Source organism: Sporosarcina luteola, assembly GCF_023715535.1.
Lineage (GTDB): Bacteria > Bacillota > Bacilli > Bacillales_A > Planococcaceae > Sporosarcina > Sporosarcina luteola_B.
In genome coordinates this window covers 124,173-142,871 of sequence record NZ_JAMBOI010000002.1, presented here as the reverse complement: position 1 = coordinate 142,871, position 18,699 = coordinate 124,173, and the positions used below count along the sequence as shown (strand labels likewise).

The following is an 18,699-nucleotide window of genomic DNA, read 5'->3' as shown; positions in this document are numbered from 1 at the left end:
CGGAAGAGGTCATGCCTCTTCCGTTTCCATGTGTGAAAAGGAAGGGGAGCGCAAATGAAAAGAAAAATGCCATTTTCATTAACAAAAGAAAAATCATTCTATGAATCCTTGAATGACTGGATTGGCGATACATTGTATGATGATTTGACCGAAAAGGGATTCGAATGCAGAGATGAACAAATCTATATGGCATTTCAAATTGAACAAGCGCTGAAAGAGAAAAAAGTCCTTCTGGCGGAAGCCGGTGTCGGAACGGGGAAGACAATCGCCTATTTATTGCCGGCTATCGCTTATGCGAGATATACGGGCAAACCCGCTCTGATTTCCTGTGCGGATGAAACATTGATTGATCAGCTTGTGAAAGAAGAGGGAGATATCCGCAAAATAAGCGATGCGTTGAAAATCGATATTGACGTCCGTCTTGCAAAAGCAAGAGATCAATATTTATGTCTGAAGAGATTGGATGAAGCAGTAGACGCATCGACAGAAGAATTTGCGGAGAATGTGCATAGCGGATTGCCGGACTTCGTAAACGGCAATGTTTCTTTGCAATCGATTTTTCCTTATGGAGAGCGATCGGAATATCCTCATTTGAATGACGAGCAATGGAAAACAATGAATTTCCATCCTATCCAACAATGTGCGGCGTGTGATGTCCGAAATCGCTGCGGACAGACAATCCACCGGAATCATTATCGTGAAGCGGCGGACTTGATCATTTGCTCGCATGACTTCTATATGGAGCATATTTGGACACAAGAATCGAGAAAGCGCCAAGGCCAAATGCCGCTGTTGCCTGATGTATCCATGATTGTTTTCGATGAAGGGCATCTACTTGAATATTCCGCTCAACGTGCACTCACGTATGAGGTTCAAAATCATACGTTACTCAATCTATTGGAACGGGTAATGGTTGACGGAGTGCGTGAAGAGACACTCCAATTAATGGAACGTTTAATTGATGTGCATGAACATTTCTTCCGTCTATTACAGTCCGCAACGGAAGAGAACGGGGATGAACGGAAAGCAATCCGAAAAACCGGGGAAATTCACTCGGCCGGTAGGGAAGCGATCTCCATCTCAACGTCACTGCTCGAAGAGTTCGTCTTTGAAGGTGAGCTATATATCATTCCGGAATATGATTTGAAAATGGTCGAGGAATACTTGGAGCAATATATTTACTCTATGGAATTATTCGTCTCCGAAAATGATGCGGTCGATTGGTTAGAACAGAATGAAAATGGGATGACGCTCATCATCATGCCACGACTTGTCACAGATATATTAAAAGAAAAGCTGTTTTCATCCAATGTTCCAATTATCTTTTCATCCGCGACGCTTTCAGTCGGACAGGATTTCAGGTATATATTAGATAGTCTTGGCATCGATGATTTCCTTTCATTTTCAGTGGAATCTCCTTTCGACTACGAAGAGAAGATGGAAGTCATTGCAGCTGATCTCAACATAGGGGAAAAGCCCGAATATGTGATGGACTTGTTGAAGGATGGACAGCAAACATTGTTGCTGTTCAAATCGGAACAATCGATGAAAAGATTTCGGGCAGAATTAATTGAAGAACAAAGAACCGGAATCGCTTTCGAAGGGGAACGGGAATTATCATCCATTATCCGCGACTTCCAGCAGAAGGAAATTTCCGTACTATGTTCGTATCATTTATGGGAAGGTCTTGATATCCCGCAAGATGCCCTTACCCGGGTCATTATTTACGACCTGCCGTTTCCTCCTCACGATCCTCTCTTTGATGCGCGCAGGAAGCATGCTGAAAACCCGTTTGCAGAAGTGGATCTGCCATTCATGCTTCTCCGTTTAAGGCAAGGTGCAGGTCGCCTGATTCGGACATCGGAAGATTCCGGAACGGTGCATATACTGTTGGAGAATAGTGAACAGGAAATGAAAGAACTGATTGCCGGCATTTTTCCGGTGGAGCTCCAAACGTTCGTCAAGAAATAAGGAATGAATAAAAGCTGTCTCATCGAGGGTGCTCGATATAGGCAGCTTTTCTTATACATAACTCCGAATACTCAATCAAAACGATCACATAAAGAAAAATGGTATAGTAGATAGAGAATGTTAGGAAGGATCGAATATTATGTTTACTAATGATATTTTAGAAAAAACAGCTATTTACGGTCATTTATTTAACAAGAATCATGACGAGGATCGTGTAAAGAAAGCAGCTTCCTTAGCACGAAAAGTAATGGATGAAGAATTTGTCATCGGATTTGCAGGCCATTTCTCTGCAGGTAAATCCTCCATGATCAATGCATTGACAGGCGAGGACTTTTTGCCGACCAGTCCAATCCCGACGAGCGCAAATATCGTCAAAGTGAAGAAGGCCGATGAAGAATTTGCAATCATCCATCGGACGGATGGCTCGCTCGTGAAGTACAAAGGTCATCGTTTCTTTGAGGCGATCAAATCCTTCAGTAAAGACGGAGAGGAAATTTCTCTTATTGAAATCGGGCATCCCGGATCCAAGTTACCTGAAGCGATAACAGTTATGGATACGCCAGGAGTTGACTCGACAGATGACGCCCATCGGTTGTCTACAGAATCGGCACTTCACCTAGCTGATCTCGTTTTCTACACGATGGATTACAATCATGTCCAGTCGGAACTGAATTTCAAGTTCACAAAAGAGTTATTGCGGTATAACACCAATGTCTATCTGATTATTAACCAAATTGACAAGCATCGGGAAAGTGAATTGCCTTTTGAGGACTTCAAAAAATCCGTTGAAGATTCTTTCAAACTATGGGGTGTCGAACCTAAAGGAATCTTCTATACATCCTTGAAATCCGATAATCTTCCTTTCAACGATTTTGAAAAAGTGAAAGACATCGTTGAAGGCTCGATTGTCAATTGGAAAGATCATTTCCTGGAGAATGCTGAACAATCGCTTTTGAAATTGAAAAAGGAGCACCTCGAATTTCTTGAAGATGAGAAATCCGAGTGCAGAGCGGCATATGCGGATATCGTTTCCGATGAAGAGTGGAATGAGTACGAAGAGCTTTCGGCAGAATTGACTGGGTTGAAGAAACGTGCTTCCCTTCTGTCGGGGGATGAGTTGTACGCAACATTTGAAAGGGAACGGAATGAATTACTTAGAAACGCATCGATCACCCCTTTTGAAACGCGCGAGCTATTGAAGGATTATTTGGAGTCGAAATCCCCTCGATTCAAGGTAGGCTTATTATTCGGTGCAAAAAAAACAGCAGAGGAAAGGGCGAGGAGAAAGGATCACTTAGCTTCCAACCTATCAAAGCTGATACATACACAAATTGAAGTGCATTTGAAAGCACTTATGAAAAAGACGCTCAAAGACGCAGGGTTGATGACGGATGAGCGGTCCATTACTATTGACGAAATGGATATGTCGGTGCCTTTCGAGGAGATTGACATAACTTTGAATGTTTCTGATGTCGTTACCGGAGATACTGTACTGAATATGGCGGAGCAGATGAAGACTGCCATCCAGCAGGTTTTCCGAAGACGGACAGAAGACTGGAAACAAGAAATGTCCGCAATTGCCGCATCCGCAGGTAATGAACAATTGGAAGCGCTCCTTCAAACAATCCACACGCTTGAGCGAAAGCTTGCGGCCATTGCACAAGTGAACGAAATCGAACATCAACAGGCCGAGTTCACTGCTAGTCTAGCAGCACCGACTGCAACCTTACAGGCTTCCGGTTATTCTTTACTCAAGAAGTGGGAAATGAGGCCGGACATTGAAACCATTGAACTCGATGAATTGGAAACAGCGGCGGCAAGCGTGACGGAAACTGAATCGGTCGAGCATAGCCAAGTAAGAACAATGGAAGTTCATTCTAAAGGTCCTGACGCGGAAAGTATCATCGATCAGGCGCTTCATATCGCTCATTCGGTGATGGATATTCCCGGATTTTCGGAGACGGCCGAGTATTTGCGGAATAAAGCGGATCGGCTTTCTAGTCAGGAGTTCACTGTCGCTTTATTCGGTGCGTTCAGCGCCGGGAAATCTTCCTTTTCCAATGCTTTGATCGGTGACCGTGTGCTGCCGGTTTCTCCTAACCCGACAACAGCCGCGATTAACAGGATCAGACCGATTGCAGCAGGGAAAGAGGATCGGACAGCGGATGTTCATTTAAAAACGAATAGCCAGATGACCGAAGACGTGGCAGTTTCATTTGAAGCGCTCGGGATGCCGATTTCAACATTGGAAGACGCGTTCCAAAAAGCCGGTGTCGTCTTAGGGAAAGAGCTGGAAAACGAAAGCTTGCACATTCACAAAACATTCATTCGTGCATTTCAGACCGGCTACCCGGTATATAAGGATAAACTCGGGACTGTCATGAATGTCCATCAAACCGAATTTACCCGATTCGTCGCGGAAGAGGAACGGAGCTGCTTCGTCGACTCAATTGATTTGTATATTGACTGTCCTTTGACGAGGCAAGGCATCACCCTTGTCGATACACCAGGGGCAGACTCCATCAATGCGCGGCATACTGACGTCGCTTTCGAATATATAAGGAATGCTGACGCAATTCTTTTCATCACTTATTATAATCATGCCTTTGCGCGAGCCGACCGTGAATTCCTAATCCAGCTTGGACGAGTGAAAGATGCATTTGAATTGGATAAGATGTTCTTCATCGTTAATGCGATTGACTTGGCGAATGATGCGGAGGAAGCGGAGACCGTCCTTTCATTCGTTGAACAGGAGTTGGCTGCTTTCGGGATCCGTCATCCACGAGTTCACGGCATTTCTAGCTTGCAGGCATTGGAAGCGAAGATCGACGGTCGTATGGATAGCTCCATGGAAGTTTTTGAACAGCATTTCAACCATTTCTTGAAGGATGACCTGAAAGGGCTTGCCGTTCAGGCATTGGACGAAGAAGCTGCTAAAGCCGTCAACAGGCTTGCAATATTAATTGAACGTGCGAAAGCAAATAAATCTCGTAAGGCCGAGCGCTTGGTGGAACTCGACCGATTTGAACAGGAGGTGCGGGCACGTTATGCACATGGTTTTGCAGAAGTGTTCCGCAAAGCTTCCAGCAATGAATTGAATGAATTGGTTTACTATATTTTACAGCGGGTATTCCTTCGTTTTGGAGACTTCTTCAAGGAAGGCTATAGTCCGTCAACGTTTGCCAATCATCCGGCTGAAAAGGCACTAACGATGGCACTTGCTGAAACGGTACACATGGTCGGTTTTGATTTGACACAAGAGTTGAAAGTGACCAATTTACGCATGCTCAATTTCATGAATAAGTTATTGAAGGAGCGGGAGCGTTCCGAAGTGCGGTTCCTTAACGGTCAGGACAGTTCCATTTCCCCTTCACCGTATGAAACGGAAAAGTCCGAAATGCTGTCGTTCACCACGCCTTTCGAAAATCCGGCCATGTATAAAGATGTCAACCGTTCATTTAAAAATCAGAAGTCATTTTTCGAAAGAGGCGAACGGCTCGTATTGAAAAACCAGCTGGAAGAACGGTTGAAACAAGATGCCGCTATCTATTTAGGTAAGGAAAAAGAACGGATCGAGTTTTGGTCGGAGCAGTGGATCGAGGCGGAAGCGGAAGGGTTGCGGCTTCATTTACTGAACCAGAGCAACAAGCAGATTGAATCCGAGCGCTCCCTCTTGCAGGATACCGAGCAATTGGAGGAATGGAGAGCAATCCATAAGAAAATTCAACTGAAGGGGATGAGTTGAAATGAGTGTAGTTTTCAAGTCGGTCAATGAATTGGATACTAAAGATGTAAAATGGATTGATGCACGTTTTTCATTGCAGGACAGTGAATTGGGGAGAAAAAAGTTTGAAGAGGGGCATATTAAAGGGGCGCTCTACTGGCATCTCGGGAATGACCTTTCCGATATGACGAAGAAAGCGGGAAGGCATCCATTGCCCGCCAAGGAGTCGTTGACATCATTATTCAGGAAGAGCGGTCTAGAACTCGATGACCGGATATTTATATATGATGACGGCGGCAGCCCTTTTGCGGCAAGGGCTTGGTGGATTCTCCAATACGGGGGATTCAAAAACTCCTTCATTTTACAGGAAGGCTTCGAGGAATTAGCGGTAATGGGGGTTCCTGTATCCAAAAGTACGGATGCGTCTGTACCTTCCAATGTCGTCCCTGTCTGGGATGAAAGTATCTTTGCCACTCGTGAATTCGTCGAAAAGACGGTAGAAGGGAAAACAGGCAATGTGCTGCTTGATGCACGTTCCGCTGAACGGTATCGCGGAGAAGTCGAACCGATCGACCCGATCGCTGGACATATTCCCGGGGCATTGAATTTCGACTGGGAGCAGTTGAAAAAAGACGGTTCTTTTAACTTGAGTGACGCTGTGGGTGAGCAGCTTTCCGTAATCGTGAAGCATGATGAAGAAATCGTCGTATACTGTGGAAGCGGTGTAACAGCCGCTCCGTTATTTGCGATGCTGAAACAAAATGGCTATGAGCACGTCAAGTTGTATGTAGGAAGTTATAGCGACTGGATTTCAAGGGAAATCGTAGAAGTGGAAAAGGGGTAAATGAAGGCGGTGGACCATGAAAATGCAATATGCAATTATAGGGGATGTTCATTCCTCAAAAGAGGATTTATCGGACGTCCTCTCCCATATTAAAGAACGGGCACCCGGAGCTGTTTTGATCGGCACCGGGGATCTGTTCGAATGTACGATCAGCAAGCGCTTTGTGAATGAACGCACGTTTGCAAGCCTTGAAGAGGTAATGCTTATACCCAAAGGGTTTGTAGAGCTGCTAACTTTCCCATCAGTAAAAGGGAATCAGGAAGAACGAATTTTGTTCATAACGGAAACGGATGACCCTTTGCTTGGATTGCTTTCCGCGATGCCTGAAAGAATTGAACTTGGCGAGGCGGAAGTGATCCACGGCCATCAATGGAAGTGGGGCGGTGAACCGTGGTCCTTATTAGAAGCGGAAGTGTCGAAAAACCTTACGTTCTATGGCCATAGTCACCGTTCACGGTTGCTGCGAAATGGAACTGAGGAAGAAGTCATCCTTTTCGATCATCCATATGAGGTGAAGGACGGCCAAACCCTCGTCAATGTCGGTGCAGTCGTTTCCGATAAGGAATGGGTGCTTTACGACAACATGCAAGACACCGTTACATTCATGAAAGCGAAGTAGGGTAAAGGATAATTGCTGGACGGGGAATGATTCTCATTACTTTTCTTCCCCGTCCTTTTTCCCTTGTTTATGGATCGCTTCCCGGGCAAGTGCGTCCGCAGCGCGATTTTCGGTATCTGGTATCCATTTGATGAAAAAGAAATCGAACGATTTGGCAATGGATAGGATTTTATTCAAATAGTCCTTATGTAATTCGTTTTTCACAAACTCATTTTCCACAGCCGAGACGACAGCTTTTGAATCGGAGCGTGCCGAAACGATTCCATTTGTCAGTTTTGCGGCTTCCTCCATTCCGCGAAGAAGGGCTATGAACTCTGCTGTATGATTGTTCGTCGGCTCAATCGGTTCGGAGAATTTGACAATCTTTCCTTCCCCTTTGATGTATATCCCGATGCCGCTCTTGCCTGGATTTCCGGCACTTGCGCCATCAACGTATAATTCGATCATGCTTCATCTCTCCTTTTCTTTGTTGCAACCTGCTGAGAAGCATATTAAAATGAATGAACGACTTTACCGGGAGGCTGCTATGAATAAATTGACAGTCATGAATGAAATCAATGAAGTGCTTGATACGTATTGTGCAGGATGTTTTGTCAAAAGGCAACAGGCGAAGGACATCGGGAAAACTGGGGCGCATCAGTTTTGCATCCAAACATGCACAATCGGGGAACAACTTCAATTTTTAGGGAATGAAATGAATAAATTGACAAAATAATATCCCGCCTGGATTTTCTAGGCGGGATATTGTACATATAATCAATCATCATTCATGTTATAGTCAAGACATTTGCCGCTTGGGGTCCGCGGTTACCTTCTATGATTTCGAAGGATACGGTCTGGCCTTCATCCAATGTCTTGAATCCTTCTGACATAATGCCAGTATAGTGGACAAACACGTCCTCACCGTTATCCGTTTCAATGAAACCATAACCTTTTTCATTGCTGAACCATTTTACTTTACCTTGGTACATGCTTATTCCTCCCTCGGCATTTCAATGTCTTCCCCATTATTAACATGGATGCATTTACTATACATGAATCGACAATTAACGTCAACGACACGCCTAAATCTTCAGTCGATTTGATCTTTATAAGAATTAAAAAAGGATGGATACTATGGAAACGATAATAAGAAATGTAACTGAGCGGGTAATCGATATTTATAGGAAATTCGATGCCAGCCATGATTATGATCATATTTTACGGGTTATGAAAAATGCGGAGGAGATTGCGCTTACAATGCCTGAAGCGGAATTGACAGTCATTAAGCTTGCTGTCCTGCTTCATGATATCGATGATCCTAAATATAAAACAAACGGCAACATGTCCACATCAGAGCTGCTCCATTTCGCAGGTGCAGATGACGAGTTGGCGATGAAGGTTCTTAAAACGATCAAAAGTGTTTCGTTCAATGGCGGCAACGAAGAAGAAATTGTTTCAATTGAAGGTGCGATTGTCAGGGATGCGGATCGCCTCGACGCAATCGGCGCAATCGGTATTGCCCGGACGTTCGCTTTTGGAGGAGCGAGGGGAAGGAAATTATACGATGCGGATGAAATCGCGAGGACAGAAATGTCCGAGGATGAGTACCGTTCCAGGAACACGGCTTCCGTCACGCATTTTTATGAGAAGCTGCTTTTATTGAAAGATTTGATGGTGACCGAGGAAGGAAAGCGTCTTGCCGAGGAGCGCCACGCCTTCATGATTGAATTCTTGGAACAATTGAAGGCGGAAACCGGTTTTGATGGAAACGGCAAATAAGCTGCCATAATGGTTTCGTGGTTTGGTTAACAATTATTTTCAAATGAAAAAGTGAGTTGAAGAGTCCCCCCCCTTTGGAGGTCCAAGGGGGGGTAAACTAATGTCGATAAGGTGATTTATAGGAGATCTAATTCAGGTGTCTTTTTGTAAATCTTTTGTTGGACCAATTAAGTTTAGCAATGTTAACTATAGGCGAATGCACAGACTGTCATACCTTACATTACATAACCTAAACTGACATCAAAAGGAGGAGAAATATTGACACGATTTGATTTCGATCGCGACAGATACGATGATGATGACTACGAATACGACAGTTACGGAAGACGTCGCAGAAGACGTCGCCCACGTTTTCAATACCCATTTTTCCCGATTTACCCATTCTACCCACCATACCCACCATACCCACCATACTCTCGCTATCCATACTATCCATACTACAACCAACCATACAACCGTCCTTACGGCTATTAATAGATAAGTTGCCTACTCTCTAAATATAAGGACCGACAGTATTTTTCAGATACTGTCGGTCACTTTTCGTTTATATTTCAATATCATATGAGAATGCGACCAATCTAGTATTGAGTAAAGATTAGAGTTACAGATCATGGAACAATTTCAAAGATGGTTCCTTTGTTATAGTCTGTCACATTCAGAGAGCCATAAACCCCTAAATAAAGCTTGGTTTGATTTAGATTCGTTCCTAAACTAACATAATGAGCTGATTGAGACCCAAAATTATAATCAGTTTGTATAACACTAAAATCATTTGGTTTACCATCTGTTCTTACTCTGGTATAAGCTAAAACTCCTCTACCCGGTTGAGATCCCTCATCCCGGGCGATATCGGTAAACACAACGCTTCCCGTTAAATCGGGTATTCCATTCCCCATGTAGGCTTGCACTCCTGTAAGCGCAGTTCCTCCAAACTTATCGGGTCGGGGATCTTGATGAAAATAACTAGTTAAAGGCTGAAGACGCTTAAATGAGGTTTTTACTGCATCATTGTAATAAGCAATTGTTTTCTCATCCAATGTCGGATTTGCAGAGCAGCCCCTTATTATCGAAGTAGGAAAAGCACCTTCCCACCCACGCCAGCCAAAGTTAATAAATCCTTCCTGGTCAGATTCAGCGTTTCTTAAAGAAGCTTGAATGAGCTGAGTAACCGGTATTGGTTTATATTGAACGTATGAAAAAATCGACTCTACTAAATCCTGTCCGACATTTCCCACATACTTGATATATTGATTGTAAAACCTTTGATATGAAATGCCTGGTATATTTCGAACCCCTTTAGCAATTACAGTTAGTGCTTCCTGAATGCTTACTGGAAGTTCATTAAAACGTGTGACTACGGGTGGATTATTGATAAATGTATTCTTAGTTACATCAATTTCAATTATTTTACCCGCAATTTCCATATCGTTCTGACTTAAGTTAAATGGATCATAGCCAGATCCACCATCTCCGGTTGTTAACACAAGTTTTCCTGTTTCAGGTGAAAAGTTTAAGCTGTTGACACCATTATGATTAAAAAATGGCCTTCTTAAATTAAGTAACGTCCGCCGTTTTTGAGGTTGACCATTTGATTGTATAATCCATTCTTCAACTGTATCAATATGATCATATTGCGTTTCCCTATTTATCCACCTTAGGTTTAAGGTACTAGGGTCACACGGATTAGGATTAAAAAATTCAGGAAGAGCATTTTGAGCTGGTCTTGCAGCTTCTGACTGAGGTAGAGCACCTGGACCTTGTGTTCCAGCTACTGAATAATGAAGATAAAACAGACCGTTATAATAAAAACTGGGATGAAACGCTAGACCAAGCAATCCCCGTTCGTCATAACCTCCACCAGCAGCACCTAGTTTTAAGACGCGCGGACGAATATCTAAAAAATTTCTTATATCCCCGTTTCCTATGTAATAGATTTCTCCTATCTGGGTTGCAATAAATAGCCTTTCAATTGTGTCCCCCGGAAGTATAGCTGTTTTCATAACAGTGGGTAAATTTATATTGTTTACAACGGGTCGTAAACCAACCTTAACTTCTCTCAACTAACTTTACACTCCTCTGATTGTTTTCTTTAGAATATGATTAGGATTGTTCTATTAGTCCAAATTAAGGGCGACGCATCTGGCAAAGTATCGCACCATTTTTTATGCGAAAAACGAAAAACATCATCTATTGAAAGATGATGTAGAACGGTAAACCTTGTTGTATAAAGGTTTTGAGTCATATGAAATCTTCTTCTGAATTAATATTCGTCATTCGACGAGGATACCCGCTTTTTTCAATGCGATTTCGGCATTGTCAATTTGATGTTGTTCGTCCGCGATGACCGTATGAAGATGGATGCCGCCTTCAGCAAGCTTGGCCAGATAAACCGCGTTCGCTTCATTTACCCGCCTCATGAATTCCTTCACTTCCAGACGATTCGCCACCATGATCGAGGCACTCAAATCTCCGTAGACGGGGTGCTCAATTTTCACATCTTTCACAGTCAGCCCATGATCGACGAGGATGTTCAACTCTTCCTCGGTCTGCTCGGGTGTATGGTGGCAGACGAGCACTTTCTCGATTTTCTCCGGTCCTGCCGATGCATGCATATAGATATACCCTTGACTTGTTGCAAGTATCGGTTCCTTCTTCGCTTTTAATAATGTTATATCTCCGACGATGACTTGGCGGCTGACATTTGTCAGTTCACCAAGCTCTTTGCCTGTCATCGGATTGTCCGCTTTCTGCAGAGTTTCCAAAATCAATTGCCGGCGTTCTTCTCCGGGCATTTTCTCAGTTCCAGTCAATGTCATCCCTCCATTTCAACCATTTTACCATATCCGTTGCCACAGTTTCGTGTATAATGAAAAAATACATAGCAGAAGGGGGATTTACGATGACCAATTCAGTAATCGAAGTTGAAAATACCTTGAATCCGAAAACGAAGCCGGCATTCGATCAGCTTTCCTTCGGGACGATATTTACCGACCATATGTTTACGATGGATTATTCGGAAGGGCAAGGTTGGCATGATCCGAAGATTGTTCCGTATGAACCGATCTTGCTCGATCCTGCGGCAATGGTATTCCATTACGGCCAAACAGTGTTCGAAGGACTGAAGGCATATGTGACGGATGATGAAGAAGTGCTCCTTTTCCGACCTGAAGAGAATATGAAAAGATTAAACCGTTCGAATGAAAGGCTTTGCATTCCGGCTTTCGATGAAGAACTCGCTCTCTCCGGTCTTCGGAAACTGATCCAAGTCGATAAAGACTGGATTCCCAATATTGAAGGGACATCTCTTTATATCCGGCCATTCATCTTTGCGACGCAACCGTATCTTGGTGTCGCTCCATCGAAAACGTACCGCTTCATGATCATTCTTTCGCCGGTCGGTGCCTATTATAAAGAAGGCATCAATCCTGTCAAGATTGCGGTCGAGTCCGAATTCGTCCGTGCGGTAACGGGTGGGACAGGCAGTGCAAAAACGGCAGGCAACTATGCCGGCGCAATGAAAGCCCAAGAAGTGGCGGAAGCGAAAGGCTATTCGCAAGTACTCTGGCTCGATGGGAAAGAACACCGATACATCGAGGAAGTCGGCGCGATGAACGTCTTCTTCAAATTGAACGGTGAAGTCGTTACACCCGAGCTCAACGGAAGCATTTTAGAAGGAATCACACGAAAATCCGTCATTGAATTGCTCCAACATTGGGACATTCCTATTACTGAACGTAAGATTTCCATGGAAGAGCTTTACGAAGCATATCAGTCGGGGATTTTGGAAGAAGCTTTCGGCACGGGAACTGCAGCGGTCATCTCTCCAATCGGTGAGCTTTATTGGAACGAAAAGAAAATCACCATCAATAACGGAGAGATCGGCGACTTGGCACAAAGAGTCTATGACACGATGACGGGCATCCAGACCGGAAGAGCGGAAGATCCGTTCGGATGGCGGATGACAGTTGACGTTGAAACAGTAAAGTAAGTACAAGCATCCTGTCGTAGCGGCAGGGTGTTTTTTACGAATTTATAAGAAAGGGGTATCGATTTTGCAAATTACCCAAGTGACAATCCGCAAGATGAAAATGAGAATGAAAGAGCCTTTTTCAACGAGTTTCGGTACGATGCAGGATAAGCATTTTCTTCTGTTGGAAGTTTGTGATGAGCTGGGGAATACAGGCTGGGGCGAATCGGTTGCATTCGACGCGCCATGGTATACGGAAGAAACGGTGGAAACGAACATACATATGCTTCGTGATTTCCTTATCCCGCTTCTGCTTGGGAAGGAAATTAGCCATCCTGATGACGTCGGCAGCCACTTTGCGCCGATCCGGGGAAACAATATGGCGAAGGCCTCTTTAGAATGCACCATTTGGGATCTGTACGCGAAACGGAAAGGCATTTCATTGGCAGAAGCGTTAGGCGGTCAACGCGAGCGGATTGAAGTCGGCATCAGTATCGGCATTCAAAAGGATTTAGCCGATTTGGTTGATAAAGTGCAAAGGTATTTGGAGGAAGGCTATAAACGGATCAAAGTGAAAATCAAGCCTGGAGCTGATGTTGACGTCCTCCGGGGATTGAGATCCGCTTTTCCGCAAGTTCCGCTCATGGCGGATGCGAATTCGGCCTATTCACTAGATGATATCGACCTGTTGAAGCGGTTTGATGAATTCGACCTTCTGATGATCGAGCAGCCGCTCGCACACGATGACATTATTGATCACGCGGTTTTGCAGAAACAGTTAAAGACGCCGATCTGTCTTGATGAAAGCATCAATTCATTTGAAGACGCAAGGAAAGCGGTCGAGCTTGGAAGCACTAAAGTCATCAATGTGAAAATCGGGAGAGTCGGCGGCTTGTCTGAGGCGAAGCGGATCCATGATTATTGCATGGAGAGAGGGATTCCCGTCTGGTGCGGCGGCATGCTGGAGGCGGGAATCGGGCGCGCCCATAATATTGCATTAACATCACTCCCGAATTTCAATCTTCCAGGCGATACGGCAGGCTCGTCCCGTTATTGGGAAAAGGATATTATTGAGCCCGAAGTGGTTGTGGAGAATGGCTATATAACTGTTCCGACTGTTCCCGGAATCGGTTTTTCACCCAATTTTCGTGCGATTGAGGAATTCATGACGGACATATGGCATTTTAAAGAAGACTGAATGGAATGACGGAATCCGCAAGAATGAGAACTCTTTCGGTTTAAACGAGAACTTTTTCAGTTTCGTGTTCCATGCAACTTCTCTTGCAGAATATCCGTCTAATGGATTGATGAAGTGCGCAGATTCCAGTAAAATGAATGTAGGTTTTGTAGAGAGGAAGTTTATTTGTGAAAAAAATTATTAATGCCCTTGCTGTCGGCTCACTCGTTCTTTTGCTGGCCGCTTGCAGCAATCCAGGAACGGCTCAAAAGAAAATGACGGCTGGAGATTTATTGGATAAATCCCAAAAAGCAATGGAAGAATCGTTGAAAGCTGTACGAGCCCATATTGTCTACGATGATTACGCAGTGACTGTGTATGACGGAGATATCGAAAATCCTGAAAAAGCTGGCGCGAAATTCGATATGACGATTGACGCTTTCCTTGATCCGATAAAAGTACGCCAGAAATCAATCATTTCCCCGCGAGGCGTGAGAAGCTGGAAGCAAGATTTATACCAAGTGGGTGACCGGACGTTTGCAAAGCCTGAAAAGGAAAATGACTGGGAAGAGCTGCCAGCCGGATCGATCGAAGAGTTGTTCGGAACGCTAGCTGCCGAATCACATCCAATGCTTGACCTGTCCAAATTCAAAGAATTCGAGGACGAGTTTGTACTCGAACCGATTGAGTATGGATATGCATTGAAATTGTCACTAGACCGCAACGATTACAAGCGGATTAAAGAACTTTTCCCAGATATCGGACCATCTCAGGATGGCTTCAACATCGTTGACAAAATTGAATTGGTTATCACATTCAATAAAAACACGTCTTACGTGACGAGCTTCAAATGGTCTTCCGACATGAGGAATTATCGCGATGGCAATTCATATCGTTCGCGTCAGAAATTGAATGCGACGTATAGCTATTTCAATGACATTGAAGACTTCAAGTTGCCGAAGGAAGTCAGTGATTTGGCAACGGAATGAAATGAAGAAGCAAGAACACCCCCAGAAGTTATAGTTAAGCTTCTGGGGTGTTTTATTATGATCTGATTGGACGCAATGCCATTTGGCAGATGCTTCACTGATCCGTTAATTTCTCTCCTGTAACGATTTCAAATAGTTCTGCTGACATACCTTTGTCTAATTTAACATATTGATTAACACCAATGAGTTCTACTTTATCTTTGTTTGGAGTTATCCATAGTTGGTATAATACGGCTTTGGCTTCAATATTAGGGTTTTTATAACGAAATGCAAATTTATAATCAGGAGGGTATGCCATTTCTGCTTTTGCATTTATCCAATTTACATCCTTTAAAATCTCTTTCAATTTTTGCACTTGCTCATTATCGGTGACCTCTCTGAAGTCTTCATAATTATTTTCATCGCCAATACGCTTTTCGATTACTATACTTTGTTCCGTGTTCTGTAAATCGTTTGAACAACCTACTAATAACATTGAAAATGTCCCAATTAAGATGAACAATTTTAAGGTTTTCAGAATTCTTTACCCCCTGTTTAATTAATTAGACGGTTATGACTTTGAAAGGTAGCGTTTAATTTCATTGTAATTCATGTAAATTGATATCACAAAAACTGGGACTTACCCTTGTAGGACTAGTCATTTTCAGTAATGTAGGTAATGAATCAACAGAGGGGGGATATAAGATGATTGACGACCTTGAGCCAATAATTGTTGAGTTTCCTTTGAGAGGTGAATGGTACTCTCCTAATACGCCGGGGACAAAAATTCCGAGTCACGGTACAAACCGATTAGGATCAAGATATGCTTATGACTTTGTTCAGGTCGATTGGGAAAGAATGGGCTGGCCCGCCTATCGCACTAGTTTGGCGCAATATCTACTTTTTGGGGTTCCCGTAGATGAATATTATTGTTGGGGACAAGAAATATTTGCTCCTTGTGAAGGAATCATTCTCCAAGCTGAGGATGGTTATAAAGAACGAGCAAGAACAAAATTGCTTTCAGATATGTCAAACGCTTATAAAAACGCTCATTATTTCGACCCCAAAAAAGACGACATACAATCAGTTGCTGGGAACTACATTATTATAGAATGTGCCGACAATGTATATGCTGGATTAGTCCATCTTCAAACGGGGTCAATTCAGGTTGCAGTTGGTCAGCATGTGCAAAAAGGTGAAATTATTGGTAGGGTTGGTCATTCTGGTAACTCCTTTGCTCCGCATTTGCATTTTCAACTTATGGATAGTAGTGACATAGCTACTGCAAACGGATTGCCTGTTGCCTTTGAAAAATATGAAATATTTAATAATGGCATATGGGAAAAAGTAAATAATGGGATTCCAACAAATAAGGATAGAATAAGATTCCATAGACTTGATGAATGGGAATAAATTAAAACTGCATAAAAGGGTACCGTCAGGAAAATGCTATTTCAGCGATATTGAAGAGTCCAAGCTGCCGGAGAAGTAATATAGTAGCGAAATAAGATGGAGGAGCGTCTATCTTTTGAGGATGGATGCTTTTTTATTTGCAGAATATAAGTCCAATAGACTATTCCACAAAAGTCCACTTTCCATTTTTCCCAATTGGCAATAAGGACCATTGAATATGAACATCTGTTCTGGGTATACTATACAGAACGGATGTTCTTTTTACTTTCGGGAGGGATATGCATGTATGAAGATTTGCCGGACCGGAAAATTGTATGTCTGGATATGCGAAGCTTCTATGCCAGTTGTGCGGCTGCAATCGAAGGGCTCGATGTTATGGATACGCCGATTGCGATTATCGGCAATAAAGAACGGAAAGGGGGCATCGTCCTGGCTGCTTCTCCCGCGTTGAAGAAGGAATTCGGTGTGCAGACCGGAATGCGGCTCTATGAAATCCCGGATGACCCATCCATCCGGTTGATTGAACCGAAAATGCAGTTTTACATCGATGTTTCGATGGAAATCGCCAAAAACTTGAACCGTTATGTGCCGAAAGAGGCGATCCACGTGTACTCCGTCGACGAAAGCTTCATTGACTTGGGAGGGACCGAGCGGCTATGGGGTGACCCTGAGGAAACGGTCGAGCGAATCCAAGACGAGCTTGTCAGCCAATACCAGCTCCGATCCGCCTGCGGCATGGGGCCGAATATGCTCATGGCGAAGCTCGCCCTCGATTTGGATGCAAAAAAGACCGGCTTCGCACGTTGGACATACGAAGATGTCCCGTCGAAGCTATGGCCGGTCGCGCCGCTTAGCCGGATGTGGGGCATCGGCAGCCGGCTTGAAAGGACGCTGAACAATATGGGGATCTTCTCAGTGGGTGATTTGGCCCGTACTCCTCTCAAACGGCTTGAAACCAAATTCGGCGTCATGGGCAATCAATTGTATCATCATGCACACGGCATCGACTTGTCCGATCTCGGTGCGCCGCTCATTGAAGGACAGATCAGCTACGGAAAGGGGCAGATTCTATACCGCGATTACACGAAGCGGGAAGACATCCTCGCTGTCATCCTCGAAATGTGTGAAGATGTCGCATTGCGGGCGAGGCAGGCAGGCAAGGCGGGTCGGACGGTCCATCTGTCCATTGGCTATTCGAAGAATTCACTTGGAGGAGGCTTCGGCCGTTCCCGTTCGATGCATGAGGCGACAAATGACACGATGGCTATTTACCGGCTTTGCACAAAGCTGCTCGACGAATTCCACGACGGCCGTCCCGTACGGCGCATCGCCATCAGCTTGGCAAATCTTGAAAACGAATATGCCATGCAGCTCAGCCTTTTCGATCAGCATAAATGGCGCAATCGCCAACTCGGGGAAGCAATGGATTCATTGCGCAAAAAATACGGCTCCACAGCTATATTGCGAGCAGTTTCCTACACAGACGCAGGAACCGCCGTTCATCGCTCCAAACTCATCGGCGGGCACTACAAGTAGACGCATATAAAAAAACCATCCAACTTGGTCAGGAGTCGGGTGTCTATTAGCCAACATCATTTAGTTTTCGTTTTAATTCAGCCAACTCACCTTCAAGTTTCTCTGCGTGTCAACAGGTATTTTTTCACCTCATCTTTGTTGGTCATTTCTTGTATTATGGAAATTTGTGGAATAATTCCCTGTGGTTATCAATTGAACTTTTAAATTAAGTATCTTCTAGGATTGGAGCGGAAGGCGGCGACTCCTGCGGGAAAAGCGTCAGCAGAAGACCCCGCAACGAAGCGGAGCGAAGTGAGGAGGCTGAAGCGACGCCCGCGGAAAGCGTCCGCCTGAAGCGGAAATCCGGTTATTAATTAGTCAAGGGAGATGATAAGATGATCCGTGATCGAGGACGTATTAAATGGACGTCGATGATGCTGCCCGAACATCTCGAACAGCTGCGCGAATGGCAAAAAGAAGACGAGCATCAACTAAGGCAACAGCCCGATGAACAGCAACTCGAACAATGGAACTATCAAATCCACGAAGCTGCAGAAAGGAATTTGCGAATTTTCATACACTATTGGGACCACGAAAAAGTAGCGGAAAGCAAAGGATACATCCAAAAAATCAACACGCTGGACGGAACGTTGCACCTCATTTCCGACAACGGCGAAACACATCGCATCCCCTTTGTCCACCTGAAAAGTATTTCAGAATCCGAATAATTTGAGTTTCGT

At 44.1% G+C, this 18,699-nt stretch carries 18 protein-coding genes; 12 read left to right on the top strand and 6 right to left on the bottom strand.

All coding sequences use genetic code 11. The features are described from left to right. Nucleotides 1-54 precede the first annotated feature (54 nt). The 4 genes from M3191_RS04170 to M3191_RS04155 all read left to right on the top strand — a co-directional run bounded on the left by M3191_RS04170 (nucleotide 55) and on the right by M3191_RS04155 (nucleotide 7,158). Nucleotides 55-1,971 (top strand): ATP-dependent DNA helicase, encoded by a 1,917-nt coding sequence (locus M3191_RS04170; RefSeq protein ID WP_251698329.1) that lies wholly within the window; start codon nucleotides 55-57, stop codon nucleotides 1,969-1,971. Between the two features lie 139 nt (nucleotides 1,972-2,110). After that, nucleotides 2,111-5,716: a dynamin family protein gene (locus M3191_RS04165; RefSeq protein WP_251698327.1), complete on the top strand. Its 3,606-nt coding sequence runs from the start codon at nucleotides 2,111-2,113 to the stop codon at nucleotides 5,714-5,716. Nucleotide 5,717: 1 nt separating this feature from the next. After that, nucleotides 5,718-6,539 carry a sulfurtransferase gene (locus M3191_RS04160; RefSeq protein WP_251698324.1) on the top strand — a complete coding sequence of 274 codons (822 nt, stop codon included), beginning with the start codon at nucleotides 5,718-5,720 and terminating at the stop codon, nucleotides 6,537-6,539. Nucleotides 6,540-6,555: 16 nt separating this feature from the next. After that, the gene (locus M3191_RS04155; RefSeq protein WP_251698321.1) at nucleotides 6,556-7,158 is read left to right on the top strand and encodes a metallophosphoesterase family protein; all 603 of its coding nucleotides are present in this window, start codon (nucleotides 6,556-6,558) and stop codon (nucleotides 7,156-7,158) included. Nucleotides 7,159-7,194: 36 nt separating this feature from the next. Here the strand turns inward: M3191_RS04155 and M3191_RS04150 are convergent, their stop codons facing one another. Beyond that, nucleotides 7,195-7,605 (bottom strand): ribonuclease HI family protein, encoded by a 411-nt coding sequence (locus tag M3191_RS04150; protein ID WP_251698319.1) that lies wholly within the window; start codon nucleotides 7,603-7,605, stop codon nucleotides 7,195-7,197. Nucleotides 7,606-7,684: 79 nt separating this feature from the next. On the opposite strand from M3191_RS04150, the gene M3191_RS04145 reads away from it, so the two are divergent. Continuing rightward, nucleotides 7,685-7,873 (top strand): zinc-finger domain-containing protein, encoded by a 189-nt coding sequence (locus M3191_RS04145; RefSeq protein WP_251698317.1) that lies wholly within the window; start codon nucleotides 7,685-7,687, stop codon nucleotides 7,871-7,873. 52 nt (nucleotides 7,874-7,925) lie between these two features. Here M3191_RS04145 and M3191_RS04140 read toward each other — a convergent pair whose 3' ends face one another. Further along, a complete protein-coding gene (locus M3191_RS04140; RefSeq protein ID WP_060208284.1) occupies nucleotides 7,926-8,129 on the bottom strand; it encodes a cold-shock protein in 204 nt (67 codons plus the stop codon). 145 nt (nucleotides 8,130-8,274) lie between these two features. On the opposite strand from M3191_RS04140, the gene M3191_RS04135 reads away from it, so the two are divergent. Continuing rightward, on the top strand, nucleotides 8,275-8,919 hold the full coding sequence (locus M3191_RS04135) for an HD domain-containing protein (RefSeq protein ID WP_435368136.1): 645 nt from the start codon (nucleotides 8,275-8,277) through the stop codon (nucleotides 8,917-8,919). A 240-nt stretch (nucleotides 8,920-9,159) separates the two neighbouring features. Here M3191_RS04135 and M3191_RS04130 read toward each other — a convergent pair whose 3' ends face one another. From M3191_RS04130 to M3191_RS04120, 3 genes are all read right to left on the bottom strand, one after another. After that, nucleotides 9,160-9,366 carry a hypothetical protein gene (locus M3191_RS04130; RefSeq protein WP_251698312.1) on the bottom strand — a complete coding sequence of 69 codons (207 nt, stop codon included), beginning with the start codon at nucleotides 9,364-9,366 and terminating at the stop codon, nucleotides 9,160-9,162. Nucleotides 9,367-9,527: 161 nt separating this feature from the next. After that, nucleotides 9,528-10,979, bottom strand: coding sequence for a PQQ-dependent sugar dehydrogenase (locus M3191_RS04125; RefSeq protein ID WP_251698310.1), 1,452 nt, complete (start codon nucleotides 10,977-10,979; stop codon nucleotides 9,528-9,530). Nucleotides 10,980-11,189: 210 nt separating this feature from the next. After that, nucleotides 11,190-11,729, bottom strand: coding sequence for a transcription repressor NadR (locus M3191_RS04120; RefSeq protein ID WP_251698308.1), 540 nt, complete (start codon nucleotides 11,727-11,729; stop codon nucleotides 11,190-11,192). 89 nt (nucleotides 11,730-11,818) lie between these two features. Between M3191_RS04120 and M3191_RS04115 the strand changes: the two genes are divergently transcribed. The 3 genes from M3191_RS04115 to M3191_RS04105 all read left to right on the top strand — a co-directional run bounded on the left by M3191_RS04115 (nucleotide 11,819) and on the right by M3191_RS04105 (nucleotide 15,052). Next, nucleotides 11,819-12,907: a branched-chain amino acid aminotransferase gene (locus M3191_RS04115; protein ID WP_251698306.1), complete on the top strand. Its 1,089-nt coding sequence runs from the start codon at nucleotides 11,819-11,821 to the stop codon at nucleotides 12,905-12,907. 64 nt (nucleotides 12,908-12,971) lie between these two features. Further along, nucleotides 12,972-14,084 (top strand): o-succinylbenzoate synthase, encoded by a 1,113-nt coding sequence (gene menC / locus M3191_RS04110; RefSeq protein WP_251698304.1) that lies wholly within the window; start codon nucleotides 12,972-12,974, stop codon nucleotides 14,082-14,084. Nucleotides 14,085-14,251: 167 nt separating this feature from the next. Beyond that, a complete protein-coding gene (locus tag M3191_RS04105) occupies nucleotides 14,252-15,052 on the top strand; it encodes a DUF6612 family protein (RefSeq protein ID WP_251698302.1) in 801 nt (266 codons plus the stop codon). Nucleotides 15,053-15,146: 94 nt separating this feature from the next. On the opposite strand, the gene M3191_RS04100 is transcribed toward M3191_RS04105, so the two are convergent. Continuing rightward, complete coding sequence (locus M3191_RS04100; RefSeq protein WP_251698300.1) at nucleotides 15,147-15,527, bottom strand: hypothetical protein; 381 nt, start codon at nucleotides 15,525-15,527, stop codon at nucleotides 15,147-15,149. Between the two features lie 209 nt (nucleotides 15,528-15,736). On the opposite strand from M3191_RS04100, the gene M3191_RS04095 reads away from it, so the two are divergent. The 3 genes from M3191_RS04095 to M3191_RS04085 all read left to right on the top strand — a co-directional run bounded on the left by M3191_RS04095 (nucleotide 15,737) and on the right by M3191_RS04085 (nucleotide 18,687). After that, nucleotides 15,737-16,444, top strand: a complete 708-nt coding sequence (locus M3191_RS04095; protein WP_251698298.1) for a M23 family metallopeptidase — start codon at nucleotides 15,737-15,739, stop codon at nucleotides 16,442-16,444. Between the two features lie 282 nt (nucleotides 16,445-16,726). Further along, complete coding sequence (locus tag M3191_RS04090) at nucleotides 16,727-17,980, top strand: DinB/UmuC family translesion DNA polymerase (protein WP_251698297.1); 1,254 nt, start codon at nucleotides 16,727-16,729, stop codon at nucleotides 17,978-17,980. A 374-nt stretch (nucleotides 17,981-18,354) separates the two neighbouring features. Continuing rightward, complete coding sequence (locus M3191_RS04085; RefSeq protein ID WP_251698295.1) at nucleotides 18,355-18,687, top strand: YolD-like family protein; 333 nt, start codon at nucleotides 18,355-18,357, stop codon at nucleotides 18,685-18,687. Nucleotides 18,688-18,699 lie beyond the last annotated feature (12 nt).

Excerpts from the sequence above, each read along its gene's own strand:
- M3191_RS04170 (WP_251698329.1), top strand. The coding sequence starts at position 55 with ATGAAAAGAAAAATGCCATTTTCATTAACAAAAGAAAAATCATTCTAT.
- M3191_RS04165 (WP_251698327.1), top strand. The coding sequence starts at position 2,111 with ATGTTTACTAATGATATTTTAGAAAAAACAGCTATTTACGGTCATTTA.
- M3191_RS04160 (WP_251698324.1), top strand. The coding sequence starts at position 5,718 with ATGAGTGTAGTTTTCAAGTCGGTCAATGAATTGGATACTAAAGATGTA.
- M3191_RS04155 (WP_251698321.1), top strand. The coding sequence starts at position 6,556 with ATGAAAATGCAATATGCAATTATAGGGGATGTTCATTCCTCAAAAGAG.
- M3191_RS04150 (WP_251698319.1), bottom strand. The coding sequence starts at position 7,605 with ATGATCGAATTATACGTTGATGGCGCAAGTGCCGGAAATCCAGGCAAG.
- M3191_RS04145 (WP_251698317.1), top strand. The coding sequence starts at position 7,685 with ATGAATAAATTGACAGTCATGAATGAAATCAATGAAGTGCTTGATACG.
- M3191_RS04140 (WP_060208284.1), bottom strand. The coding sequence starts at position 8,129 with ATGTACCAAGGTAAAGTAAAATGGTTCAGCAATGAAAAAGGTTATGGT.
- M3191_RS04135 (WP_435368136.1), top strand. The coding sequence starts at position 8,275 with ATGGAAACGATAATAAGAAATGTAACTGAGCGGGTAATCGATATTTAT.
- M3191_RS04115 (WP_251698306.1), top strand. The coding sequence starts at position 11,819 with ATGACCAATTCAGTAATCGAAGTTGAAAATACCTTGAATCCGAAAACG.
- M3191_RS04100 (WP_251698300.1), bottom strand. The coding sequence starts at position 15,527 with ATGTTATTAGTAGGTTGTTCAAACGATTTACAGAACACGGAACAAAGT.
- M3191_RS04095 (WP_251698298.1), top strand. The coding sequence starts at position 15,737 with ATGATTGACGACCTTGAGCCAATAATTGTTGAGTTTCCTTTGAGAGGT.
- M3191_RS04090 (WP_251698297.1), top strand. The coding sequence starts at position 16,727 with ATGTATGAAGATTTGCCGGACCGGAAAATTGTATGTCTGGATATGCGA.
- M3191_RS04085 (WP_251698295.1), top strand. The coding sequence starts at position 18,355 with ATGATCCGTGATCGAGGACGTATTAAATGGACGTCGATGATGCTGCCC.